The following is a 24,414-nucleotide window of genomic DNA, read 5'->3' as shown; positions in this document are numbered from 1 at the left end:
GCACGGAACACTCGGCCGCCCGACGAGCGCTGCCCCCGACTCCGGCTGGCCTTCTCCGTGACGACCGGGCGGCTCGGAAGCGTTTGCCCGTTTGCCGTCTCGACGGGGCATACCCATCGGCCGATGTGACTCCAGAGCCGACACTCCTGTCCGAACGAGCGCGGGAACCGATTCCGGACGACTGGGGTACGCCACCCCTCCGCAAGGCACCACACCCACCTCGAACAGCAAAAAGCCCTCCCCAAAGGGAGGGCGGAGACTGGCGCCCCCGGCAGGACTCGAACCTGCGGCCAAGCGCTTAGAAGGCGCCTGCTCTATCCACTGAGCTACGGGGGCCGGGTGTGTCGGCCTGTGTCCTGGTGCCCGGGTGGGCTGATCCGTGACCTTGCCGGGGACAAGAATAGGGCTCCCGCATCCCTGTCCCTCACGCTTCGCCTCCGTGGCTCGATGTGGAGGTTCAGTGAAGCGGTCCTGATAATCGCAGGCGGGTACGAATCGTGCACCGCTTTTGGCGTCTCGCGCATCGGGTGTTGTGCACTCGTTATGCCTGCGCCCCAGTCATCCCTTCCGCCCCGTGTGTCCTGTCGGCGCGCAGACATACCCATATGCTTCAGAAAGACTCCAAAATTGGGCATTCTTCGCATGTGGTGACCTTGGACGTACGGCCTCAGCTGCTCGACGCACTTTCCGCCCTGCGCGACCGTGTCGCCGCCGCACGCTTTCCGCTGCCCCTGGCAGGGGCTCCACGCGCGCGTGCCAACCGCGACGAACTGCTCGCACAGCTCGACGACTATTTGGTGCCCCGGTTGAGAGAACCCGAAGCACCCCTTCTCGCCGTCATCGGAGGGTCCACCGGTGCCGGCAAGTCGACCCTCGTCAACTCCCTTGTGGGGCGCCGGGTCAGCGAAGCGGGCGTACTGCGCCCGACGACCCGTACACCGGTGCTGGTGTGCCATCCGGAGGACCATCACTGGTTCAGCGGCATGCGCGTGTTGCCCCAGCTCACTCGCGTGTGGGTGCCCCATCATGAGCCCGGCGACGATCTTCCCGCCCTCACCGACCGCGGGGAGCGGGTGTTGCGTATCGAGACCGCCGACACGCTCCCCCGCGGCCTCGCCCTCCTCGACGCGCCCGACGTCGACTCCCTGGTGGCCGACAATCGCGTGCTGGCCGCCGAACTGATCTGCGCGGCCGACATCTGGGTGATGGTCACCACGGCCGCGCGGTACGCCGACGCCGTGCCCTGGCATCTGCTGCGTACCGCCAAGGAACAGAAGGCGACCCTGGTGACGGTCCTGGACCGGGTGCCGCACCAGGTGGTGTCCGAGGTCTCGCGGCAGTACGGCGCGCTGCTCGCCAAGGCGGGACTCGGCGAGGCACCCCGCTTCACCGTGCCCGAGCTGCCCGAGTCCGCCTGGGGCGGCGGTCTGTTGCCCGCCACGGCCGTCGCACCGCTGCGTACGTGGCTCACGCACCAGGCCCAGGACCCGGGAGCCCGCCACGGGGCGATGGCCCGTACGGCTCACGGTGTCCTCGACTCACTGAAGTCGCGGATGCCGGAACTGGCCAGTGCCGCCGCCGCTCAGTACGCCGCCGCGACGCGGCTCACCGCGGCCGTGGACGGGGCGTACGACAGCGAGCACGCACGCGCGAAGGGGCGTCTGCAGGCCGGCGCCGTACTCTCCGGGGACGCACTCAAGCGCTGGCGCGCCTATCCCCTCGACTGCAGTGCCGAGGAACTCCTGGACGCGCTCGTGGAAAGTCTGTCCGCCCTGCTGCTGTGCTCCGTCACGGCCGCCGACGAACGCGTGGACGACGCCTGGCGCCGCGAACCGGCCTCGGGCGCACCGGGGCTGACGGATCGTGATCCGACGCTGGAGAGCGCCGAGCACCGGATCGGTCTGGCCGTACGACGCTGGCGGCGCGTCCTGGAGGAGTACGCCGAGGACGAAGTGCGCGACCTCGACAAGAGTGTCGCGCCGGACCCGGCGGTGGTGGCCGCACTGGTCGCCACCGCGCTCTTGGGCGGCCGCAGGGCCCGCAGCGCGGGCGAGGGACTCGCCGAGCGGATCGGGGCGCACGGCGCGCTGCGGCTCCGCGACAAGGGCGGCCGGCTGCTCACGGACCTCATCGACAAGGCCCTGCAGACCGAACGCGAGCGCCGTCTCGCACCGCTTGAAGCGCTTGATGTCCATCCAGAACCCCAGGCCGAACTCATCGCCGCGCTGTCCGTACTGCAGAAGGAGAGGTGACCGCGGTGACTGCCGTCACTGACCACACGGATCAGGCCGACCGCCCCGGAGACGAGCAACCCGAAAACGGGCCGCCCGAAGACAACCGTCCCGCAGATGGCCGTCCCGCAGATGGCCGTCCTAAAGACGGTCGTTCCACAGATCGCCGACCCGGAGATGGTCGTCCCGGAGAAGACCACTCCGAAGACGGCGCCCCGGAAAGCGCGCCCTCCATGGCGGGCGCCTCGGGCACCTCGGGCGCCGAGAGCGACAATCGCGCCGGGGACACCGAGACCACTTCGGCGAACCGTTCGGAGAACGGTTCGCCCGGCACTCCGAGCTCCGGGGTCGGGGCCGGGGTCGGGTCCCCGGAGAACGCCGAAGAAGCCACCGGGAAAGCCAAGGGGGGCAGCAGCGGCAAGACCACGCGGAGCGGTGGCGGGGCCGGACAGCGCACCCCGCAGGGCGCGTCCGAATCGGAGCCCCGCGCGCGCGGGGAGGGCGACGACCAGACGCGCGCGGAGGAGGGCCCCGTCTGGGACGACGGGCTCATCGCGCGACGGGTGCTGGAGGCGGCCCCCGGCCGGTACCAGACACCGTTGGTGGAGGCCAAAGCCGCCGTCCCGGCGGTGCCGGCCCCCCTCGCGTACGACGGGCCGCTGCGCTCGCGCCTGGACGCGCTCCGCGAACTGGTGGGCCTGTCCCGCGCCCGTCTCGACAGCAGGACGCTCGCCGAGGCGGGCCGGGTCCTGGACGAGGCGGCGGCCCGCCGCAAACTCTCCGGCGAGCACACCGTCGTCGCCATTGCCGGGGCCACGGGCAGCGGCAAGTCGCAGCTCTTCAACGCGCTCGCGGGCGTGGCAATTTCGGAGACCGGGGTGCGCAGGCCGACCACCTCGGCACCCATCGCCTGCACCTGGAGCGACGGCGCGGCCACCCTGATCGACCGGCTCGGCATCCCCGGGCGGCTGCGCAGACGCCCGCTGCAGAGCGCGGAGGCGGAGGCACAGCTGCGCGGCCTGGTCCTGGTCGACCTGCCCGACCACGACTCCGCGGCCGTCCAGCACCGCGAGCAGGTGGACCGCGTCCTGGCGCTCGTCGACGCGGTCATCTGGGTGGTGGATCCGGAGAAGTACGCGGACGCCGTCCTCCATGAGCGCTATCTGCGGCCCCTGGCCGGGCACGCGGAAGTCACCTTCGTGGTCCTCAACCAGGTGGACCGGCTCCCCGGCGAAGCCGCCGATCAGGTGCTCGACGATCTGCGGCGGCTGCTCGACGAGGACGGCATCGCGCTCGGCGAGTACGGCGAACCGGGCGCGACCGTCCTCTCGCTGTCCGCGCTCACCGGGGCCGGAGTCCCCGAACTGCGGGAGTGTTTGAGCCAGTTCGTGGCGGAGCGCGGCGCCGCCGCACGGCGGATCTCGGCCGATCTGGACGCGGCCGCCGCACGGCTGCGGCCCGTCTACGCGGTTGGGCGGCGGGTCGGGCTCAGCGAGGAGGCGCGCGACGAGTTCGCGGACCGGCTCGCGGACGCGGTGGGCGCCGTGGCGACCGGCGAGGCCGCCGAGCGGGCCTGGCGCCGCAACGCCAACCGCGCCTGCGGCACGCCCTGGCTGCGGCTGTGGCGCTGGTATCTGGACCGGCGCGAACCCCCGACCGGACGTTTGCCCGTGCGCGCTCCCGCGGACGAGGAGGCCACCGCACGCCAGCGCGTCGAGCAGGCGGTGCGGACGGTCGCCGACCGGGCCGCGTACGGACTTCCCGCGCCCTGGGCGCAGGCGGTGCGCGAGGCGGCCGTACGCGGCGCGCAGGGGCTGCCCGAGGCGCTGGACGACATGGCGGCGCGCGCGACGACACCGGCGGGACGGCCGCCGCGGCCCGGCTGGTGGCCCGTCGCGGTGCTGGCGCAGGCCGCGATGACGATCCTCCAGGTCATCGGCGGGCTCTGGCTGATGGGACAGATCATCGGAGTGATGTCACCGAACCTCGGGGTTCCGGTTCTGCTGATGGTGTCCGGCATCGTCGGCGGCCCGGTCGTCGAGTGGGCCAGCAGAATGGCGGCCCGCGGCCCGGCCCGGCGCTACGGCCTCGAAGCGGAACGACGATTGCGCGAGGCGGCCGCCGGGTGCGGAAGAGCCCGGGTGCTGGATCCCGTGGCCGCGGAGCTGCTGCGGTACCGCGAGGTGCGGGAACAGTACGGGCGGGTCATGGGGACGACGACGGCGGGTGCCCCGGTCGGATGACACGAGCCCTGATCGGATGACACGGGCGGCCCGGTCGGATGACACGGGCGGCCCGGTCGGATGACACGGGCGGCCCGGTCGGATGACACGGGCGGCCCGGTCGGATGACACGGTTTTCCACAACCGGCTGGTAACACACAGCGCTCAGCGGGCCGGGCCCGGCGGAGGCAGTCTGATCCCGCGGCGATCGCAACGCATGCGCTCGCCGCGGCAGACGTATTCGCACGGGAGGGATTCACGATGAACGAGACGATGGTGTGCGCGGTGGGGAACGTGGCGACACGGCCCGTGTACCGGGAATTGGCGAACGGCGCGTCGGCGCGGTTCCGGCTGGCGGTGACCTCGCGGTACTGGGACCGCGAGAAGAGCGGGTGGACGGACGGGCACACCAACTTCTTCACGGTGTGGGCCAATCGGGCGCTCGCGACGAACGTGGGGGCCTCGGTGTCCGTGGGCGATCCCGTCATCGTGCAGGGCAGGCTGAAGGTGCGCACCGAGACACGCGACGGGGAGAGCTGGACGTCGGCGGACATCGACGCGGTGGCGATCGGCCACGACCTCTCCCGCGGTACGTCGGCCTTCCGACGTCCGTCCAAGGAGGGCGAGCCGGCTCCCGCACACCGCCCCGAGCCCAGTTGGGAATCGGCGCCGGACGCCCGGTCCGAGGACGCGTACCAACAGCGGCCCGAACCGGCCGGGGTGACGTGATGTCAGAGATAGCCACGATCTGACCGAACTGCGGCTTATCGACAAATACACTGCGAACAAGTCTCGTGGATTTGTCGATAGGCGCAGCTCACGGACGTGATCGCGATAACGATTCCGAGTCGGATCGGTTATCGGATGACATGACCGGGGGGAGCGATGCAGCGCTTCTTTAGGATGCCGAACACAGCTCTCGGGGCTTCTGATTCTGCTGGCGGGACCGTCCCCCATGTCAAAGGGTCCTGCGCGAAGGGGAATTCTGTGTCTTCTGCGTTCTCTGTGTTGTCCGAGCGCGGGCGAGGGGCAGCCCGCCTCGCCGCCGCTGCGTTGGTGTGGGGGCTCGCGGCCGCGGGGACGATCACCGCAGCCGGTACGGCCTCCGCCGACGGGACCCCGCAGAGCCAGGGTGGAGCGACCGCCACCATAGGCGACCTGAAGACATACGGGTCCGCGGTCATTCATGAGAACGGCGAGGACTCCTGGGTCTCGGCCGGCCTGTTCGAGATGTCCGTCGACAACGGCGGCATGCTGCAGACCTACTGCATCGACCTCCACAACCCGACCCAGCAGGACGCCAAGTACCAGGAGACCTCCTGGAGCGGCACATCGCTGAACGGCAACAAGGACGCGGGCAGGATCCGCTGGATCCTGCAGAACTCCTACCCGCAGGTGAACGACCTGGCGGCGCTGGCCCAGAAGGCCGGTGTCACCGGTCTCACCGAGCAGGACGCGGCGGCCGGCACCCAGGTGGCCATCTGGCGGTACTCGGACGGCGCCGACGTGGACGCCGTGGACCCGCGGGCGGAGAAGCTCGCGGACTATCTGCAGAAGAGCGCGCGGAACCTGCCGGAGCCCGAGGCCTCGCTGACTCTCGCCCCGACCGCGGTCTCCGGTCACGCGGGCGAGCGGCTCGGCCCGGTCACGGTGCGCACCAACGCGGGCAGCGTGACGGTGACACCGCCCACGGACACCGCCGCCAGTGGGGTGAAGGTCGTCGACAAGGACGGCAAGGCGGTCACCTCCGCGACCGACGGCAGCCGGCTCTTCTTCGACGTGCCGAAGGACAGTGCGGACGGTTCCGCCTCGCTCACCGTGCAGGCCTCCACGACCGTGCCGGTCGGCCGCGCCTTCACCTCGGAGACGCGCAGCCAGACGCAGATCCTCGCGGGCTCCAGCGAGTCCACCGTCTCCGCCACGGCGACCGCGAACTGGGCGGCGAAGGGTGCGATACCGGCCCTGTCCGCCCAGAAGGACTGCGCCAAGGGCGGCGTGGACATCACGGCGGCCAACAAGGGCGACGAGGCGTTCACGTTCGAGCTGATGGGCGTCGAGCACACCATCGAGGCGGGCGTGTCCCAGACGGTCACCATCCCGCTGCAGGAGGACCAGGCGTACGACTTCACGATCGGTGGCCCGAGCGGAGTCGAGAAGCGGTTCAAGGGGGTACTGGACTGCAAGACCCAGGGCGTCGCGAGCGACGTCTCGACGCAGACACTCAGCGAGCCGAGCCCGGCGTCGGTGGGCGGCACCTCCAGTGGGGGCACCGACCTCGCCGAGACCGGCGGCACCAGTGCGACTCCGATCATCGCGGGTGCGGCCATCGCCCTCGTCCTGATCGGCGGGGCCGTGGTGGTCTTCGTCCGAAGGAAGCAGACACCGCCGCAGGTCTGACCGGCCCGGCACCTCGGCGCCACTCGCCTCGTCGGCCACACGGCTGCCCTGCGACCCCGGCATTCTCGGGACACCGGGACACCGGGACACCGGGACACCGGGACACCGGGACACCGGGGAGCGTACGGCCACGGCATCGTGCGTGGTGGTCCGCGAGGTGCAGGAGTGCGGCCGCAGAGACCTTCCGCCCCGCCGACGGGAGTTGACAGCGGCGGGGCGGCGGCACGGCCGCTAGGAGCGGGCGGCGCTCCGGCCGCGTACGACGGCGAATCCGGCCGCGATCAGGCCGAGGACACCGACGATCAGGCCTGCTGCGCCCAGGGCGCGCGCCGTGGAGTCACTGCTCTTGTCGCTCGCGGTCGATTCCTTGGCCTCCGAGGACGAGGAGGACGCCGAGGACGAGTCGGAGCCGGAGGCCCCGGTCCCGGTCCCGGTCCCGGTCGAAGAAGTTTCCTCTCCCGCTCCCTTGGCGGTGAGGGTCAGCGCCGGAGCCGGGCTCTCCGGCTCCTCCGCGCCCTTCTGAGGCTCCTCGATCCAGCGGACCACGTTGCCGTCCGAGTAGGTCTGGAGCGTCTTGAAGCTCAGTTGGTCGGTGTCGTCCGGCAGTTGACCGAACGCGACCTCGAAGTCCTGGAACTGGCCGTGGCGAATCCTGCCGCCGGTCCAGGTGATCTCGGAGACGGCGTCGGTGATCGTGCCGTCGTCCGTCTTGACGGGCTTCTTCAGCTTGGTGGTCGTCACCTTGGCGGTCCAGCCCGCCTGCGGGGTGACCAGGACACCCAGGACCGGGTGATCGGTGGGCAGGAAGACCTGCACCTTGGTGGTGCTGGCGGTGTCCTCCTCGTTGGGGACCCGGAAGCTCAGGAGACCGTCCGTGGCTCCCTTGGCGTAGCTCTCGGGGTGGACCGTCACATGCGCGAAGGCCGCGCCCGCGGCGGTCAGGAGGCCCGCGGTGGCGAGGGCGGCGACCGTGCCGGTGCGGCGCAGGGTGGTGCTCATCGGGGACATCTGGGGAACTCCGTACTGATGGGAACGTGGTCAGGGCCTGTACGCGAGCCCTGCCGGCGGTCCCCGGCGCGAAACGGCGTGACGCAGCAGTGCCTGCCGCGGCGGCCACGGCTCGGCCGGTGTCCGGCCCGCGGGATCGCCGTGCGGCCGTACGGGAGGCGGTCCCGTCCGCGTCCTCCACCACGCGGCGAGCCCCGGCACGAACGCCACGGCCCGGCGCAGCAGGGACCACAGGGCGGCCTCGCCGCGCCGCAGCCACCAGGTCGTCAGCAGGGCGGCGGCGACATGCGCGGCCGTGGCATGGGGCGTCAGGGCGTGTGTGTGCGGGGACATCATGGATGCCCCGTGCATGTCCATCGCCATGCGCGGCCGGGCGGCTTCGAAGCCGAGGTGGAGTCCGGCCTGCGCGACCAGCATCGCGCCGCCTATCCCGAACAGGGACCGTTCGCGGCCACCCAGCGCACAGCCGACGGCGAAGACGGCGAGGAGTCCGGCGCCGTCCGCCCAGCGCGGCGGCGCCTGCCCGGTGGCGAGCAGGTGCCCCCCGGCGGCCAGCAGAACGCACAGCACGGCGAACACCGCCGCGCGCAAACTCCGTACCGCCAGGGACGCACTCATGAAGCCCAGATACTGCCATGGGGAGCGAGTGACCGTCGCGGCTTCCCCGGGGAGCCGTCCCTCACGGGCCGTCCGGCTCCCTCGGCCACCGCTCGGGTAGGGTCCGGCTGAGCCTGGGAGGAACCCGACATGCGACTTCGCTGTGCCGTGCTGGACGACTATCAGAGCGTCGCGACCGAGATCGCCGACTGGTCGCCCGTCGCCGACACTGTGGAAGTCACCGGTTTCGACCGGCACTTCGCCGACGAGGACGCGCTGGCCGCCGCGCTGGCGGAGTTCGACATCGTCGTCACGCTGCGCGAACGCGTGCCCTTCCCGGCGTCCCTGCTGGCCCGGCTGCCCAGACTGAAGCTGCTGATCGCCTCCGGGATGCGCAACACGGTGATCGACTACGCCGCCGCCGAGGCGCACGGGGTGACCGTGTGCGGCACGCCGAGTTCCTCGACACCCCCGGTCGAACTGACCTGGGCGCTGCTGCTCGGCCTCGCGCGGGGAATCGTCACGGAGCACAACGCGTTGCGGGCGGGCGGCCACTGGCAGAGCACCGTGGGCGCCGATCTGCACGGCCGCCGGCTCGGCCTGCTCGGGCTGGGGAAGATCGGCGGCCGGGTGGCCCAGGTGGGTCTCGCCTTCGGTATGCGAGTCAGCGCCTGGAGCCAGAACCTCACCGCGAAGCGGGCCGAGGAGGTCGGGGTGGAGCTCGCCCCTTCCAAGGAAGAAGTGCTGGCGGGCAGCGACTTCGTCTCCGTCCACCTCGCGCTCGGCGACCGCACCCGAGGTCTTGTCGGCGCCGCCGAACTGGCCCTCCTCAAGCCGACCGCCTTCCTCGTCAATACCTCGCGCTCGGCGATCATCGACCAGGACGCCCTGCTGGCCGCGCTGCACGCCGGGCGGATCGCCGGAGCGGGCCTCGACGTGTTCGACGTCGAGCCGCTGCCCGCCGGCCATCCGATGCGCTCGGCCCCCCGCCTGCTGACCACCCCGCACCTCGGCTACGTCTCGCGTTCCAACTACGAGACGTACTACGGCGCGGCGGTCGAGAACATCCAGGCGTTCCTGGCGGGCACACCACTTCGCCGTCTCGGCTGACCGAGCCCGCTCGGTCAGCCGCGCGGCTGGTCGCTGCTCGCTGCCTGTCCGATCGGCATGCCCCGTAAGCCGGTTGACGGGGCGCGCGGCCCGAACCGAATGAACGGCCGCCTGTCCGGCCCCCGTTCGAGGAGGGATCTCCTGATGAACGCCCGTGACCAGGTGTGGGTCGACGCGTTGAAGGGGAAGTGCGGTCGCGTCCGTGCCACCGCACTCGTCGAGTCAAAGGAGAACGTGATGTCTCGCATCGCGAAGGCCGCCGCAGTCGTCGTGGGCACGGGTGCCGTGGCGCTCAGCGGGGCCGGTCTGGCCATGGCTGACGCCGGCGCCCAGGGCGGGGCCGTCGGCTCGCCCGGTGTCCTGTCGGGCAACGTCATCCAGGCCCCGATCAACGTGCCGGTCAATGTGTGCGGCAACACGATCAACGTCGTCGGTCTGCTCAACCCGACCTTCGGCAACACCTGCGTGAACGGCGGTGGTGACCACCACAAGGAGCGCCACGGCGCCCACGGTGGTGGTCACCACAAGGAGCGCCACGGCGCCCACGGCTACGGCGGCTGAGCCCAGCACGCGAGAGGCCCCCGGCCGGAAGTCACGGCCGGGGGCCTCGTCGTGCCCGCTACGCGTAGCGGTAGATGCCGCTGTGGTCCTCCATCGAGTCCGGCGTCACGCCCCACGGGGGCATCTTCTCGTGCCGGGCGACGATGCGACGGTACTGGGAGTCACGTGCGCCCGGGGGCCGCTCGGGCAGATAGCGGGCGCCCCCGTGCCGCTTCTGCCAGCGGGACCACTGGAGGTCGACGAAGGCGTGGTGCAGCCAGAAGGCGGGGTCGTTGACGGAGGCACCGCCCAGCATGTGGCCCCCGACCCAGCGGTGGACGCGGTTGTGGTTGCCCCAGGTGGCGTTCCCGGGCCCGTGCCCCCACCCCTCCAGCCGGTTCCGGAAGCCGCGCGTGGAGGTCGAGTCGAAGGGAGCCGTGTCGTAGACGGGGTCGTTCAGGGCGGAGTTCAGCTCGCCCTGTGTGGGCAGTTGGATCGGCTTGCGCGGGCGGCCGAACTCGCGCGTGAGGAACACGCCGTCGGTCACCCCTTCCTTGATCTTCCACTTGCCCTGCGCGTAGGCGAACGGTCCGGTCATGACCTGCCGGTCCGAGCGCCGCCCGTTGCCGCCGAGCAGATCCTTGGTCCACGGAACGGAGGTCGGCGTGCGGTCCCGGGTCCAGTCCCAGTACGGCACGCTCACCCCGGGGTCCACGCGGCGCAGCGCCCGCTCCAGGTCCAGCAGGAACCGTCGGTGCCAGGGCAGGAACGAGGGCGCCATGTGGGCGGCGCGCAGTCCGCCGTCGCCGTCCGAGACGTAGTAGTCGATGTGCGTCCGGACGAACTCGTCGTACTCTCCCCGGCGTTTGATCTCCAGCATCGCGGTGACGAAGCGGCGCCGCTCCGCGCTCGTGAGGGTGCTGACGTTCTTACGCGTGTACACCATGGTGGTGGCCGCTCCCCTCCGCACCGCTCTCCCGCCTGCCGGTCCCCCGTCCGCCGGTCCCCCGCGCACCGCGCGCGGCCCTGCCGCCCGCCTTGCCGTCCATGCCTCTGAGGTGCTCGGCGGGGCCCAGCTCGTCGACGGCCGCGCGCACCGCCACCAGCGGTGTCGGATACGACTCGTAGTGGTCCACCATGCTGAGATAGCTGCCGTCCGCGCGGCGCATCAGATGCAGCGGCCGGCCGTCGACCGTGACCTGCCACTCACCGCCGGCGAACGCGGTGCGCCCGTCCGAACCGCCCTTCGTGCCGAGGATGTGCCTGCCGCGGTACACCTCGTCGAAGGAGAGGTCCTTGGGGCGGAGCCGGCCCGGCGGCCAAGAGGCCGCGACGACGGGGGCCAGTGCCACACCGACGGCCGACACGAGCAGCCCCCGCATCGCGCCGCGCCGGGTCAATGCCATTCCCCCCGCCATGAACTCCGCCCCGCCGCCGCTCCCTCGGCCGGCCGGTACCCGGCCCGGCACTCTGCTCGACACCCAGCTGACGAACATGCTTCTCTCCTCGACCAATTCAGGCTGCTTCGGTCCGGCCGCTCCGGTCTGCTTCAGCGGGATCAACGACGGCGGCCCTGGATGGTTCGGTCGGCAGGCCCGGTCCGGACTTCCGGCCTGCTCCGCCGGACGGGGCCGGCCAGGCCCCCGAGCCCATCTCCAGGTTCGCCCCCGGCACGGTCTTCAGCACCGGTGCGAGCACGGCGGCCTGAGGCGACTTCAGTTCGGGAAGGCCGAAGTGGTCGGGGTTCGGCGCGCTGAGCGGGCCGTTCAGGGACGCTCCGGGGGTCAGCGTCCGCAGGTCGGCCGCCAGTGCGGAGAGACCGAGGTGGTCGAATCCGTCACCGAGGACGTGCGGGAGGGGCGTACGGACGTCCGCCCCGGGCAGCCCGCCGCTGAGCGGCACTTGCGGAACGTCCCCGTCGGGAATCATCCGGCCCTCGACGTACCGGGCCCCTCCACCCGGCCCGGCAGGGGCAGCGGCACTTCACCCGCGATGGTGGGCGCCTTCGGGCCGAGGGACTGCTCGACACCGTTCAGCGGCACCGGGACGGGACCCGTGTCGGCCGCGACGGCGGGGGCCGCGGCCGGCGGCACCCGCCGCCACACCGGTCATGACGGCGGCGAGAGTTCCTCGTTTGGTCGGCTTCATCTCAAGTACGGTCCCTTTCAGGATTCGGGGGCTCAGGATTCAGGGCTCAGCGTCCGTTCCACGTAACGATTCTGGGAACGCGATCAGCGCAAGACTCCCCCGGCGGACTCATCAGTCGTCCAATAGGGAGAATCAGCCCGTCCAGAAATCCCACCAGCGGGTGAGAATCAGCATTCCGATGACGCCGATGTGCAGCACCGGAAAAACCCAGGTGAATTCTGCGAGGAATACCTTCAGCCAGTCCGGCGCGGGCAGAAAATCATTCCGTACATTGAAGGAGGTGACGTACCAGAACATGATGATCGTGGCGACCCATGCCAGACAGCACCACAAGCACAGTGAGTTGATCCGGTAGAGCGACTGGAACTGGAGCCAGGTGCAGAATCCGACGCCGAAGACCATGCCCGCGTTGAAGGTCAGCCAGTACCAGCGCGGGAATCCCGCACCGGTCAGCAGACTCACGCCGACACAGATGACGATGCCGTACGCCACCAGGCCCAGCATCGGGTTGGGGAACCCGAAGGCCGAGGCCTGCTCGCTCTTCATGATGTTGCCGCAGGAGACCACCGGGTTCAGGCTGCATCCCGGAACGAAGTTCGGGTTCTCCAGCAGCTTGAACTTGTCGATCGTGATGACCCACGCGGCCAGCAGGCCGGCCGCCCCCGTGATCACGAGCAGCAGGGCAAGGGCACGGCTGCCGCCGGCGGTGCGCCCGTGCGCACCGCTGCCGCCGCCCGTTCCCCGTCCCGCGGCGGCCGTCATCAGCCGCGCAGGCCGCGCGCGGGCAGCAGCACGTGCGCCGCGCTGAGCAAGGTCTCCTCGTCGCCCGCGAAAGCCGTCAGGTTCTCGGGCGCGACGGGCTTTCCTGGCTCGGCCACGGGCCAGGCGCGGGTGGCGAACAGGAAGTAGGCGTAGCCGCGTTCGGCCACGGCGGCGAGCCACTCCGGCGGAGCGGCGCACTGGGCGTTGAGGTACGGCATGCTGACGACGGCCTGGCCGGCCTCGACGAGCAGGGTGAGCGGCAGGCTCGGCTGCCGCGAACCGTCGATGAGCGTGTCGCCCACGGGCAGTCCGTTGTCGATCAGCAGCTGCCGGACGGCGGCCGCGGATCCCTCCGGGCCGCCTTCGCCGTCGCCCAGCGAGTAGGCGAGGAGATAGGGCATGTCGCCGTCGGGGGCGTCACCGCTGAACGCCATGACGGCGAGCGTGCCGAGATCGGCGACCCGAAGAGGGAGCATTTCGCTTGAGGTTGAGGTCACCGCGGAACCTTATCGATGCGTCCGTTCGGGTTCTGACCCGTTATCACCCGACCGGGCGATGGCAGGGAGCGTGACCACACGAACGAGGGACGTTGCTCGAACAGTGATAAGGGCAGATTCCGCGCCCGCTGAATCGGCCCTTATCGCCGCGTCGGATGTACGACGTCAGTCGTTGACGCAGACGTTGCCGAAAGTCGGGTTCAGCAGACCGACGACGTCGACCGTGTTGCCGCAGACATTGACCGGGACGTGCACGGGAACCTGAACGACGTTGCCCGACAGGACGCCCGGGGAATTGACCGCCGCGCCCTGGGCACCGGAGTCCGCGGCGGCGCTGCCCGCGGCGGCACCCGCGGCCATTCCGGCGGTAGCGAAAATCAGCGCAGCCTTCTTGGCAGTGTTCATTGCCAGTCCTTTCCTCGGAGATTTCTCAGAAATTTCTCGGAGATTTTCTCCGGAGCCTAGGGAAATGCCCGCGGGCATTACGGAAGGACACGCGCGAAATGGATACGACTAACCCTGATGGGGAAGCCCGCCGAGAAGCTGCTGGGGGCTGTCGGCCGTGTTGAGCGTCCTCGTCGCGCCGCTCACGCCGTTGAGCAGGGAGCTCTTGTTCTCGGTGTCCAGCGCGTTCGACTGGTGCTGCACGGGAAGGACGTCCTGCGCGCTGAGCGAACGCTGACTGGTGACGGTCTCCAGTGCGCCGTTGAGGCTGGAGGGCGTGAGGCCGGAGGCGCCGGCGGCGAACGCGGGCGCCGCGGCACCGGCGACGACCATGGAGCCGGCGACGACAGCGGCGGCCTTGAGGGACTTCATCGTGTTCCTTTCTTCGGCGACCGATGTCACCGGAGGGAATTCCGCTTTGCGCTGCCTAACGAGCACCGAACGCGCCGGAAACTCCACGCGCAGAAAATTCCTGCACCCCACCCGGATCAACGGCGCGTCTCATCCTCCTGCGGGACCCCACGCGCGAACGGCCGCCGTCGCGCGCGGCCACACGGAACGGCCGCCCTCCCTCGGGAGGACGGCCGGCAGAACGGTCCGCGATGACGTCAGTCGTTGACGCAGGCGTTGCCGAAAGTCGGGTTCAGCAGACCGATGACGTCGACCGTGTTGCCGCAGACATTGACCGGAACGTGAACGGGAACCTGCAGGACGTTGCCCGACAGGACGCCCGGAGAGTGGGCGGCCGCGCCGTGCGCGTCGCTGTCGGCGGCGGCGATGCCGGCGGTGCCGGCCACTGCGGCGGCGGCAACGGAGGTCAGGGCCAGGCCCTTCGCGATACGCGACATGGAGAAGTGCTCCTTGGAAATCGACACAACATCCGGGCGGGATGCCCGGCTCTGGATTCAACGCGCGGCGCACACGCGGGTTGTGCCTCCAAAGGGGTGATCTCGCAAACGGTCGAGCTACACGATTCCGACACACATGCAAGCGTTCCCTGATAAATCCGGACACCAGCTAGAGTCGGGCACCTCCAAGGGCGTCTGGAAGCAGGCGTCGACCGGCGTCGGCAGCGGACGGGGAGCCGACGCGCACCCGTCTGATCCTCAGATTTCCGTCCTACCGCTGGTCCAGAACCTTTTCCCCGAAAGGGCACCGCCGGTCATGCGTACTTCCCCGGGCCTGCTGCTGCGCCGTGCGATCGTGGGCTGCTCCGCCCTCACCACCTTCTGGGCGCCCGGTGGCCCCGCGTCCGCGGAGGCGCCCACCGACAGGGCACCCGCCGCGGAGGCGGAGACGCCGGCGTTCACGCAGCGGTACCACGCACTCCAGCACGGCGGAATCGTGCGGGCCGCGAACTCCTCGATCAGCTGCCGGAGTTCCACGAAGTCCGCCCTGCCCCACGGCCCCGTGAGGACGGCCGGGCCCACCCGCGCCAAGGCGCCCACGTGTCCCGCGGCGCGCCGGGGCGGGCCGGCCGCGAACGGCGACTTCGACATGTTCTGCATCGACGTCGACAACGACCCGGACACCTACAACTCCAGCCGCGCGGAGGTCCGTCTGCCGAAGGGCGCGCATGTCACGTATGCGCGGCTGTACTGGGGCGGCAACCTCCGTGTCGGCGAACAGAAGCCGCCGGAGGAGAACGGTCGGGTGCTGATCGCCGAGCCCGGCGGCGCGTACAAGGATCTGCGCGCGGACCGGGTGGTCGGGCACCGGGTGGCCCGCGGGGCCGACGCGTTCCAGGCCTCGGCGGACGTCACCAGGCTGGTGCGGGCGAGCGGTTCGGGGCTCTACACGGTGGCCCAGGTCAATGTGGCGAAGGGCAGGTCCGCAGCCGGGGCGTGGGGCGGCTGGACGCTGATGGTGGCGTACGAGAAGAAGTCGGAGCCGCTCAGACATCTGGCGATGTGGGACGGCTTCGGGGTGCTCGGCGCGGGCGAGGAGCGCGTGGTCCCGCTGGGCGGGCTGGACCTCCCCGGGATCGTGCGGGGCCGGGTCGGCCTGGTCGCGTACAACGGCGACCGCGGACGCGGGGGCGACTCGCTGTCCGTCTCGACGGGCCACGGTGCGCCGACGGTGCTGAGCGACTCCGCCAACCCCCGGGACGACGTGCTGAATTCGACGATCAGCGAGCCCGGACCCCGTGCCGTCAAACGGGTGCCCGCGTACGTGAACACGCTCGGTTACGACTCGGACGTCCTCGAGCTTGGTAAGGGGATCCGTCCCGGGGGTGACCAGTTGACCTTCCGGATCGTTTCGCAGCGGGACGCGGCCTGGGTCGGAGCACTGTTCGCCGCCGTCGACGCGAAGCAGTGACGCGCGCCCCGGCGCGCCGCCCGTGAGCAAGGAACCGCGCATGCAACTGCCAACAGACCCTCTGCCGCGGGTCCTTCATGTCACGCAGCCGATCGACGGCGGCGTCGCCCGGGTGGTCACCGACCTCGTCAGGGCACAGCTGGCCGCCGGAACGCGGGTGACTGTCGCCTGCCCGGACGGCAACGGCTTCGCACGGGAGGTACGGGCACTCGGCGCGGACGTACGGCCCTGGCACGCGACGCGTGCGCCGGGGCCGCAGCTTGCTCAGGAGGTGCGGCGGCTCGGCCGCGTCCTGGCGCGGGTGCGGCCCGATGTGGTGCACGCGCACAGTGCCAAGGCGGGGCTCGCGGCCCGGCTCGCGCTGCGCGGACGGGTGCCGACGGTGTTCCAGCCGCACGCCTGGTCGTTCGAGGCCGTCGACGGTGGCGCCGCGGCGCTCGCGCTGCGGTGGGAGCGGTGGGGGGCGCGTTGGGCGTCCCGGGTGGTGTGCGTGAGCGAGGCAGAGCGCGCGACCGGTGTACGCGCCGGAGTGCGCGCCCCTTGGCGGGTGATCCCCAACGGCGTCGACCCGGAGCGCTTCCACCCCGCGTCCGTGGACACCGTACGAGCCGGGATTCCGCTGCTCGCGGGCGTCGACCCGGCGACACCGCTGGTGGTGTGCGTCGGGCGGCTGTGCCGGCAGAAGGGGCAGGACATCCTGCTGGAGGCGTGGCCCTCGGTGCTGCGGCGGGTGCCCACGGCCCGGCTCGTGCTCGTCGGGGACGGGCCCGACGCCGCGCGGCTGCGCGCCGGGGCGCCGCGTGACGTGCTGTTCGCCGGGGCCGCCACCGACGCCGTGCCCTGGTACCAGGCCGCCGATCTGGTGGTGCTGCCGTCCCGTTGGGAGGGCATGGCGCTGGCTCCGCTGGAGGCCATGGCCTGCGGGCGTCCGGTCGTCATGACGGACGTGGACGGCGCTCGCGAGAGCCTGCCGCCGGGACATGACGTCCGCTGCCTGGTGCCCTCGCCGGAGCCGGAACCGCTGGCGGAGGCGATCGGCGCACTGTTGTCCGATCCGTTGCTGCGCGAATCGCTCGGCCACCAGGGGCGCCGCCATGTACTGACCACGCACGACGTGCGCCTCACGGCCGACGCGGTCGCGGGGGTGTACCGCGAACTGCTGGCCGGCCGACAGCCGCAGCACGCCGGGAGCGTCATGTGCGCGGACCACACCGAGTGCAGGGAGTCCATCCACTCGTGACTGCGGAAAGCACCGTTCCCTCCCCCGGCGGACAGCCCCGGGAGTACGGATTCTCGCCCGTCTCGGTCATGCCTTCGCGCGAGACCGACGGCGGTTTCAGGTTCCCTGCCGGGCCGCGGACCTCGCCCCGGAGTGCCTCCTGGCTGCCGCTGGCCGCCATGGACGCCGTCGCGGCGCTGGCGGCCGGGCAGACGCTCACGGAGATCCAGCGGCATCCGCTGTTCGTCGTCGCGCTGCTGCTCGGCGTGGTCGCTCTGAACGCGCGGGCGTCACTGTACCGGCCGGCGCCGCTGCCCGCCCTGCTCGACGAACTGCCCGCCGTCTGCGCGCGGATCGCGGTCACCTGGTGCACGCTGGCCGCCGTGCTCGCCGCGTTCGCCCCGGACGGCGCGCTGTCGGCGCGGACGCTGGCCCTGGGGTGCGCCGCGCAGTCGGCAATCTGCTGCGCGGGCCGCGGCACGGTGCACTGGCGGCATCGCCGGGCCCTCGTGCAGCGCCCCGGCGCCGCTCTGGTGATCGGTCCCGCCGGAACGGCGCAGCGGGTGGCCGCGGCCTTCCTGCGCCATCCGAACTGCGGGGTACGGCCGGTCGGTGTCGTCTCCGACCAGCCGGCCGGCCTGGACGGGCTCCCGGTCCTCACCACCGGCGAGGAAGTGCAGCGGGCACTCATCCAGAACAATGTGCGGGCCGTGCTCGTGGTGGAGCCGCCGGGCGAACGCGGGCCGATGCTGCGGGCGTTGGCCCTCGCGGGCTGCGAGCTGTGGGAGCTCGACCCGGACTCCCCGTCGTACGACCGGGAGGGCCGGCACACGCTGGTCGGCTTCGCCTGCCGGCGCCTGTCGATCGGCCGGCGGCGCGCCGGCTTCGGCAAGCGGTTCCTCGATGTCGCCGTCTCCGGCACCCTGCTGCTGCTGGTCAGTCCGCTGCTGCTGATGTGCGCGGTCGTCCTGCGGCTGACCGACGGGCCCGGTGTGGTGTTCCGGCAGGAACGCATCGGCAAGGACGGGCGGCCGTTCACGCTGCTGAAGTTCCGTACCCACCGCCCGGTCGACGCGCACGAGGCCGCGACCCGCTGGAGTGTGGCCAACGAGCAGGAGATGAGCCGCTTCTGCCACTTCCTCAGACGCACCTCGCTCGATGAACTGCTCCAGCTCCTGAACGTCCTCTGGGGCGACATGAGCCTGGTCGGACCGCGCCCCGAACGGCCGTACTTCGTGGCCAAGTTCAGCCAGACCTATCCCGGCTACGCGGCCCGTCACCGGATGCAGACCGGCATCACCGGGCTCGCCCAGGTGCACGGGCTGCGCGGCGACACCTCGATCGAGGACCGTTGCCGGTTCGACAACGCGTACATCGACAACTGGTCGCTGTGGCAGGACATCTGCATCCTGCTGCGCACGGCCGCCGCGCTCGTACGCCCGACGGGGAGCTGAGCCGATGAGTCACGCCCCGCCCGCCACCCCCCTGGACACCCCGCCCGTCGCTCCCTCGGACACCTCGCCCGTCACTCCCCTGTACACCCTGACCGCCGCCCTCCGGCGCGCGCTGCCGGTGCTGCCCGTCGTCGCGGTGATCGCGCTGCTCGGACTGCCGATCGCGTCGAGCGGTGAGGGCGGCGCGAACATCGCGGACGCCATGTCCGGTCTCGCGGTGCTCTGCTGCGCGATCCGTCTCGTACGGGCCCGGCGGCGCCCCCTGTCGGCGACCGCCGCCGTGGTCATCGGGCTCCCGGTGGTCGGCATCGCGGTCTCGGCGGCCGGGGCGGCGGACCCGGGGGCCGGGATCGCCGGCCTCACCCGCTATCTGCAGATCTTCGTACTGGTACCGGCCGCGGTCCTGCTGCTCGTGCGCGACCGGCGCGACTTGCGACTGCTGGCCTGGTCGTTCGTCGCCCTGGCGCTGTGGCAGGGGGCGGTCGGGGTGCGGCAGTACGTCACCGGGACCGGCGCCTCGTACCAGGGCGAGGACATCCGGGCGGTCGGCACCTTCGGGCCGACCGACGTGATGGGAATGGCGACAGTGGTCGCGTTCGGCCTGGTGTGCGCGGTGGCGCTGGCCCTGGGGACGGATGAGGCCCGGCAGCGCGGCGTCGCCGTGCTGTGCGCGCTGGCCCTGCTGCCGCCGCTCGGGCTGTCGTTCAGCCGGGGCGCGTGGATCGCCACGGCCGTGGCCTGCGGCGCCCAGCTGGTGCTGGCGGGGCTGCGGCGCGCGGTGAGGGTGGGCGCGGCGGTGGCCGCGGCCGGGATGATCCTCGTGGGCGGGCTGGGTGTCGGCACCTCGATGCTCCAGCAACGCGTCACCAGCATCACTCAAGTCACCGACGCACCGGACCAGTCGGTGACCGACCGGTACACGATGTGGGCGGCGGCCATCGACATGTGGCGCGAACGCCCCCTGACGGGAGTCGGGTTGAAGGGTTTCCCCGACAACCGGGACGGTCACGCCTCGCTCGCCCTCTCCTCGGGCAGCGACATCGGGGGTGTGGGCACCGCCTTCCAGAAGCAGCCGCTGCTCTCGCCGCACAACATGTATCTCCTCGTCCTCGGCGAACAGGGTCTGATCGGGCTGCTCGCCCTCGCGGGCAGCTGGCTCGCGCTCCTGGTGTGCGCGCTGCGCGGGCTCGTCCGCGTGCGCCGCACGCCGCCGGGCGCCACGGGACCCGGCCTCGCCCCGGGCCGGACCCCGCTCGGCACGGACTGCGCGCTCGTCGCGTGCGGGCTGATCGTCTGGCAACTGGTCGACTTCGTGTACGCGGACATCGGCGGCCCCTCCACGGTGCTGACGGCCGTCGTCTTCGGCGTCATCGGCTGGTGGGCGCTGATGGATCCGTCGGCGCCGGCCGGCTATGCCGCGATGACACCGGCCGCCTCCGTAAGGGAAGAGGCCGCGGCGCGATGACGGTGACGCCTCTCAGGGCGGGGAAAGGCCCGGACACGAACACGGGCTTCGGGACGGGCGCGGGCACAGGGACGGACATGGGTGCGGGACAGGCGTCGGGACGGGGACGGACATGGGTGTGGGGACGGGGACGGGGATGAACACAGGTGCGGGTGCCGGAACGGGTGCCGGAACGGGGGCAGGGGTGGGCGCGGACACAGCGGCGGGCAAGGGGGGAGGGGCCGTCGCGCGGGCAGCGTTGGGCGAGGGAACAGGGGGCGGCACGGGGACACGGTCCGGCGCGAGGAAAGGGCCCGGCGCCAGGGCTGGAGCGGACCCGAGGACAGAAGCCGCCCCAAGGACAGGGGCCGGCCCGAGCACAGAAGTCGGGCCGAGGACAAGAGCCGGCGCGGGAACAAGGGCCGGTGTCGAGTCCGTCCTCCGGTTGCCCTCCGCCCGCGCGTCCGCCCGCGTCTCCGGCACTCCCACTGGCTCCTCCACTGGCTCCTCCGTTGGCTCCTCCACCGACTCCACCACCGTCTCGCCGACGTCCGCCTCCGCCGCCGTACACCCCCCCGATCCCCCAAAGGGAGCGGGTCAGCCCGGAGCTGCCTCCAACCGGTTCCTGGCCAAGGCCGCTCTCGTCACTATCGCCCTCTCGATCGCCGGAGCACTGCTGGGCCTCGGCCGGGACCAGGCGCTGGCGCATCTGTTCGGGGCCGGGTCGGACACGGACGCGTTCCTCGTCGCGTGGACGCTGCCGGAGTTCGCGGCGACGCTGCTGATCGAGGACGGGCTCGCCTTCGTGCTGATCCCGGCTTTCAGCATGGCCGTGGCGCGGCGCGCGCAAGGAGCCGCCGGTGATCCGGTGCGCGCGCTGGTCGCCGCCACCCTCCCCCGGCTGACGCTGGCCTTCGCGGCCGTCGGGGCGCTGTTGATCGCGGGCGCGCCGTACCTGGTCGAGGCGCTCGCGCCCGGCCTGCCCGATCCCCGGCTCGCGGTGGACTGCACCCGGCTGACCGCGACCTGCGTGTTCTCCTTCGGGCTCGCCGGGTACTGCAGCGCGGCCCTTCGGGCGCACCGGCGCTTCGTGGCGCCGGCGGCGATCTACGTGGCGTACAACGCCGGGATCATCGCGGCGATGTTCGTCCTCGGCACCCGCTGGGGCGTGCGGTCGGCGGCCCTCGGTGTCGCGGTCGGCGGCGCGCTCATGGTGGTGGCGCAGGGGCCGTCGCTCTGGCGGCAGCTGCGGCGCGGGAAGTCGGCGGGCGAGGCACCGGCCGGAGAGCCGGCCCGCCCGATGGATCTGACCCTCATCGGCACGGTCCTGCTCTTCGCGCTGTGCCGGCAGTCCCAGGTCCTCGTCGAACGCTTCCTGGCCTCCTCACTGCCCGCCGGGGCCATCTCGCATCTGAACTACGCCCAGAAGGTGGCGCAGATGCCGATGGTGCTCTCGCTGATGCTGTGCACGGTCACCTTCCCGGTGGTCGCGCAGGCCATCGCCGAGGGCGACACCGAGCGGGCCCGCGACCGGGTGGAGCGCGATCTGGCGCTCGTCTCCTGCACGGTGCTCCTCGGCACGGCGGCGGTCGTCGCGTGCGCCCCGCAGATCATCCAACTGCTGTTCCAGCGGGGCGCGTTCACCGCCCAGGACACGCAGGCGACGGCGGCGGTCATGCGGGTGTACGCCCTCGGGCTGCTGGGCCACACCCTGGTCGGCGCGCTCGTGCGCTCGTACTTCTCCTCGGGACGGCCCACCTGGTACCCGCTGTTCGCGATGACCGCCGGGATCGTCGCGACCTGCTGGATCGGTGTACTGGCCGTCGGCCCCTGGGGGGTGTGCGGGATCGCCGCCGCCAACGCGACCGGCATCACCCTCAGCGCCCTGCTCCTGCTGTACGGCATGGGGCCGCGCAGTGTGCCGATCCGGACCCGGAAGGTGGTGGCCGAGCTCGGCAAACCGCTGCGGGCCGCTCTGGCCGCCGCGGTGACCGGTGGTCTGTGCGCGAGCCGCGTGGACTCCCCGCTGCTCGGACTCGTCGTCGGCGGCACGGTCGTGACCGTCGTCTTCACCCTGCTGGCCTGGGCCTTCCGGGTCGAGGGGTTCGCATCCGCACTCCGTTCCGTCACACGAAGGGTTCCGTATGCCCGTTTCCGCTGACAGCAGCAGACGTACCGGCACGAGCTCCCTCGAAGCGCCGCCCTGGGTGGCGATGTACCACTCCGTCGGGGACTGTTCCGACGACCCGTACCGCATCACGGTCTCCCCGGACCGACTCGACCAGCAGCTGGGCTGGCTGCGCCGGCGCGGTCTGCGCGGGGTGCGCATGACGGACCTGCTCGCGGCCCGCGCCCGCGGCCGGGGACAGGACCTGGTCGGCCTCACCTTCGACGACGGGTACGCCGACTTCGTCCAGACCGCCCTCCCGCTCCTGCGGCGTCACGGCTTCGGCGCCACCCTCTTCGTCCTGCCCGGCCGGCTCGGCGGCGACAACGCCTGGGATCCGCTGGGCCCCCGCAAGCCGCTGCTGAGCAAGCAGGGCATCCGGCTCGCCGCCGCCTCCGAGGGCATGGAGGTCGGCTCGCACGGACTCACCCATGTCGATCTGCCCAAGGCCGACGACGCCGTGCTGCATGCCGAGGTCACGGAAAGCAGAGCGGTGCTCTCGGAGTTGATCGGTGCTCCCGTCAGCGGCTTCTGCTACCCGTACGGGACCGTCGACCGCCGGGTCGTCGACGCCGTCCGCAAGGCCGGATACAGCTACGGCTGCGCGATCGACCCCGGCCCGCTGACCGGCCCGCACGCCCTCCCCCGCGTGCACATCGGCGAGAACGACACCCCCGTACGCCTGTTCCTGAAGCACAAGCTGCACCGCCTGCGCCGGCGCCCGGTCGAGGCGGGCCGATGAAAGCGCTGCACATCATCACCGGTCTCGGCGTCGGCGGCGCCGAGCAGCAACTGCGGCTGCTGCTGCGGCATCTGCCCGTCGAATGCGACGTCGTGACGCTCACCAACCCGGGCGCGGTCGCCGACGGGCTCACCGACGACGGTGTGCGCGTCATCCATCTCGGCATGACCGGCAACCGCGACCTCGGCGCGCTCCCCCGCCTGGTGAAGGTGATCCGCGCGGGCCGCTACGACCTCGTGCACACCCACCTCTACCGGGCCTGCGTGTACGGAAGACTCGCCGCCCGGCTGGCCGGGGTGAGGGCCGTCGTGGCCACCGAGCACTCGCTCGGCGACTCGCAGATGGAGGGCCGCCGGCTCAGCTCGGGCGTACGCGCCCTGTATCTGGCCAGTGAGCGGCTCGGCCGTGCCACCGTCGCCGTCTCGCCCACGGTCGCCGAACGGCTGCGCCGCTGGGGCGTGCCCGGACCGCGCATCGACATCGTGCCGAACGGCGTCGACATCGCCCGCTTCCGCTTCGACCCGGTGCTCCGCGAACGCACCCGCCGCCGGCTCGGACTGCCGGAGGGCGCCTACGTCGTCGGCGGCGTCGGCCGGCTCACGGCGGACAAGCGGTTCGACGTCCTGATCCGCGTGCTGGCCGAACTGCCCGACGACTGCTGGCTGTTGCTGGTCGGCGGCGGCACGGAGGACAGCGTGCTGCGGCGCGCGGCGCACGACGCCGGGGTCGCGGACCGGGTCCTGTTCACCGGCGAGCGCCCCACCGGCGGCCTTCCCGGCGCCGATCTGCCGTCGCTGATAGGGGCCATGGACGTCCTCGCCTCGCCCAGCCCCGAGGAGACGTTCGGGCTGGCCGTCGTGGAGGCGCTGGCGGCCGGACTCCCGGTGCTGTACGTCTCCTGCCCGGCCGTCGAGGACCTGCCGCCCGAGGCCGTCGGCGGTGCCGTCCGGGTCCGGGGCGACACGGACTGCTTCGCCCGCGCCCTGACCGGTGTCCGGGCGGAGGGCCCCGCCCCCCGCTCGGCCGCGGAGGCGGCCCACCACTACTGCATCACCCGCAGCGCCGCACAGCTCATGGACGTGTACGCGGCCGCTGTCTCGCGCACCTGACTGG

22 protein-coding genes, 1 tRNA gene and 1 pseudogene are annotated in these 24,414 nt (G+C 71.7%); 13 read left to right on the top strand and 11 right to left on the bottom strand.

The annotated features are described in order from the left end of the window. Window positions 1-260: 260 nt before the first annotated feature. A tRNA-Arg gene (locus ACFYR3_RS27910) sits at window positions 261-336 on the bottom strand. A gap of 269 nt (window positions 337-605) precedes the next feature. Here ACFYR3_RS27910 and ACFYR3_RS27905 point away from each other — a divergent pair. From ACFYR3_RS27905 to ACFYR3_RS27890, 4 genes are all read left to right on the top strand, one after another. After that, window positions 606-2,252: a dynamin family protein gene (locus tag ACFYR3_RS27905; protein WP_355849768.1), complete on the top strand. Its 1,647-nt coding sequence runs from the start codon at window positions 606-608 to the stop codon at window positions 2,250-2,252. Between the two features lie 5 nt (window positions 2,253-2,257). Continuing rightward, window positions 2,258-4,474 carry a GTPase gene (locus ACFYR3_RS27900; protein ID WP_389284952.1) on the top strand — a complete coding sequence of 739 codons (2,217 nt, stop codon included), beginning with the start codon at window positions 2,258-2,260 and terminating at the stop codon, window positions 4,472-4,474. Between the two features lie 240 nt (window positions 4,475-4,714). Continuing rightward, window positions 4,715-5,182, top strand: a complete 468-nt coding sequence (locus ACFYR3_RS27895) for a single-stranded DNA-binding protein (RefSeq protein ID WP_355849762.1) — start codon at window positions 4,715-4,717, stop codon at window positions 5,180-5,182. 258 nt (window positions 5,183-5,440) lie between these two features. Further along, window positions 5,441-6,850: a Cys-Gln thioester bond-forming surface protein gene (locus ACFYR3_RS27890; RefSeq protein ID WP_356785718.1), complete on the top strand. Its 1,410-nt coding sequence runs from the start codon at window positions 5,441-5,443 to the stop codon at window positions 6,848-6,850. A gap of 231 nt (window positions 6,851-7,081) precedes the next feature. Here the strand turns inward: ACFYR3_RS27890 and ACFYR3_RS27885 are convergent, their stop codons facing one another. Together ACFYR3_RS27885 and ACFYR3_RS27880 are read right to left on the bottom strand one after the other, a co-directional pair. Continuing rightward, window positions 7,082-7,858, bottom strand: coding sequence for a YcnI family protein (locus tag ACFYR3_RS27885; protein WP_389284951.1), 777 nt, complete (start codon window positions 7,856-7,858; stop codon window positions 7,082-7,084). Between the two features lie 30 nt (window positions 7,859-7,888). Continuing rightward, complete coding sequence (locus tag ACFYR3_RS27880; RefSeq protein WP_389284950.1) at window positions 7,889-8,476, bottom strand: hypothetical protein; 588 nt, start codon at window positions 8,474-8,476, stop codon at window positions 7,889-7,891. A gap of 129 nt (window positions 8,477-8,605) precedes the next feature. On the opposite strand from ACFYR3_RS27880, the gene ACFYR3_RS27875 reads away from it, so the two are divergent. Continuing rightward, window positions 8,606-9,565, top strand: a complete 960-nt coding sequence (locus tag ACFYR3_RS27875) for a D-2-hydroxyacid dehydrogenase family protein (protein WP_389284949.1) — start codon at window positions 8,606-8,608, stop codon at window positions 9,563-9,565. Between the two features lie 237 nt (window positions 9,566-9,802). Then, complete coding sequence (locus tag ACFYR3_RS27870; RefSeq protein ID WP_355849826.1) at window positions 9,803-10,126, top strand: chaplin; 324 nt, start codon at window positions 9,803-9,805, stop codon at window positions 10,124-10,126. Window positions 10,127-10,184: 58 nt separating this feature from the next. Here the strand turns inward: ACFYR3_RS27870 and ACFYR3_RS27865 are convergent, their stop codons facing one another. The 8 genes and pseudogenes from ACFYR3_RS27865 to chpG form a co-directional block, all read right to left on the bottom strand. Further along, the gene (locus ACFYR3_RS27865) at window positions 10,185-11,051 is read right to left on the bottom strand and encodes a tyrosinase family protein (RefSeq protein ID WP_355849747.1); all 867 of its coding nucleotides are present in this window, start codon (window positions 11,049-11,051) and stop codon (window positions 10,185-10,187) included. Continuing rightward, a complete protein-coding gene (locus ACFYR3_RS27860) occupies window positions 11,035-11,601 on the bottom strand; it encodes a tyrosinase family oxidase copper chaperone (RefSeq protein WP_389284948.1) in 567 nt (188 codons plus the stop codon). Before ACFYR3_RS27860 ends, ACFYR3_RS27865 begins: the two co-directional genes overlap by 17 nt. A gap of 145 nt (window positions 11,602-11,746) precedes the next feature. Next, a pseudogene (locus tag ACFYR3_RS27855) lies at window positions 11,747-12,253 on the bottom strand (hypothetical protein); the annotation flags it as partial. A 132-nt stretch (window positions 12,254-12,385) separates the two neighbouring features. Then, window positions 12,386-13,015 (bottom strand): vitamin K epoxide reductase family protein, encoded by a 630-nt coding sequence (locus tag ACFYR3_RS27850; RefSeq protein ID WP_355849744.1) that lies wholly within the window; start codon window positions 13,013-13,015, stop codon window positions 12,386-12,388. Beyond that, entirely contained in the window at window positions 13,015-13,512 is a 498-nt protein-coding gene (locus ACFYR3_RS27845; protein WP_355849741.1) for a DUF5949 family protein, read from the bottom strand. Before ACFYR3_RS27845 ends, ACFYR3_RS27850 begins: the two co-directional genes overlap by 1 nt. A 165-nt stretch (window positions 13,513-13,677) precedes the next feature. Further along, complete coding sequence (locus tag ACFYR3_RS27840; protein ID WP_389284947.1) at window positions 13,678-13,917, bottom strand: chaplin; 240 nt, start codon at window positions 13,915-13,917, stop codon at window positions 13,678-13,680. Window positions 13,918-14,025: 108 nt separating this feature from the next. Further along, window positions 14,026-14,328: a hypothetical protein gene (locus tag ACFYR3_RS27835; RefSeq protein WP_355849738.1), complete on the bottom strand. Its 303-nt coding sequence runs from the start codon at window positions 14,326-14,328 to the stop codon at window positions 14,026-14,028. A gap of 236 nt (window positions 14,329-14,564) precedes the next feature. Next, the gene (gene chpG, locus ACFYR3_RS27830; RefSeq protein ID WP_355849735.1) at window positions 14,565-14,804 is read right to left on the bottom strand and encodes a chaplin ChpG; all 240 of its coding nucleotides are present in this window, start codon (window positions 14,802-14,804) and stop codon (window positions 14,565-14,567) included. A gap of 316 nt (window positions 14,805-15,120) precedes the next feature. On the opposite strand from chpG, the gene ACFYR3_RS27825 reads away from it, so the two are divergent. From ACFYR3_RS27825 to ACFYR3_RS27795, 7 genes are all read left to right on the top strand, one after another. Continuing rightward, a complete protein-coding gene (locus ACFYR3_RS27825) occupies window positions 15,121-16,275 on the top strand; it encodes a DUF3344 domain-containing protein (RefSeq protein ID WP_389284946.1) in 1,155 nt (384 codons plus the stop codon). 40 nt (window positions 16,276-16,315) lie between these two features. Further along, window positions 16,316-17,515: a glycosyltransferase gene (locus ACFYR3_RS27820; RefSeq protein ID WP_389284945.1), complete on the top strand. Its 1,200-nt coding sequence runs from the start codon at window positions 16,316-16,318 to the stop codon at window positions 17,513-17,515. Then, on the top strand, window positions 17,512-18,948 hold the full coding sequence (locus tag ACFYR3_RS27815; protein WP_389284944.1) for a sugar transferase: 1,437 nt from the start codon (window positions 17,512-17,514) through the stop codon (window positions 18,946-18,948). Before ACFYR3_RS27820 ends, ACFYR3_RS27815 begins: the two co-directional genes overlap by 4 nt. A gap of 4 nt (window positions 18,949-18,952) precedes the next feature. Beyond that, entirely contained in the window at window positions 18,953-20,413 is a 1,461-nt protein-coding gene (locus ACFYR3_RS27810; protein ID WP_355849725.1) for an O-antigen ligase family protein, read from the top strand. 136 nt (window positions 20,414-20,549) lie between these two features. Continuing rightward, on the top strand, window positions 20,550-22,553 hold the full coding sequence (gene murJ / locus ACFYR3_RS27805) for a murein biosynthesis integral membrane protein MurJ (RefSeq protein ID WP_389284943.1): 2,004 nt from the start codon (window positions 20,550-20,552) through the stop codon (window positions 22,551-22,553). Further along, a complete protein-coding gene (locus tag ACFYR3_RS27800) occupies window positions 22,537-23,301 on the top strand; it encodes a polysaccharide deacetylase family protein (protein WP_355849719.1) in 765 nt (254 codons plus the stop codon). Before murJ ends, ACFYR3_RS27800 begins: the two co-directional genes overlap by 17 nt. Beyond that, a complete protein-coding gene (locus ACFYR3_RS27795; RefSeq protein WP_355849716.1) occupies window positions 23,298-24,410 on the top strand; it encodes a glycosyltransferase in 1,113 nt (370 codons plus the stop codon). Before ACFYR3_RS27800 ends, ACFYR3_RS27795 begins: the two co-directional genes overlap by 4 nt. Window positions 24,411-24,414 lie beyond the last annotated feature (4 nt).

The sequence above is a fragment of the Streptomyces sp. NPDC005784 genome, from assembly GCF_042871525.1.
GTDB lineage: Bacteria > Actinomycetota > Actinomycetes > Streptomycetales > Streptomycetaceae > Streptomyces.
Note: the sequence above shows the minus strand (reverse complement) of the source record. Positions and strands in the feature narration are given on the sequence as shown.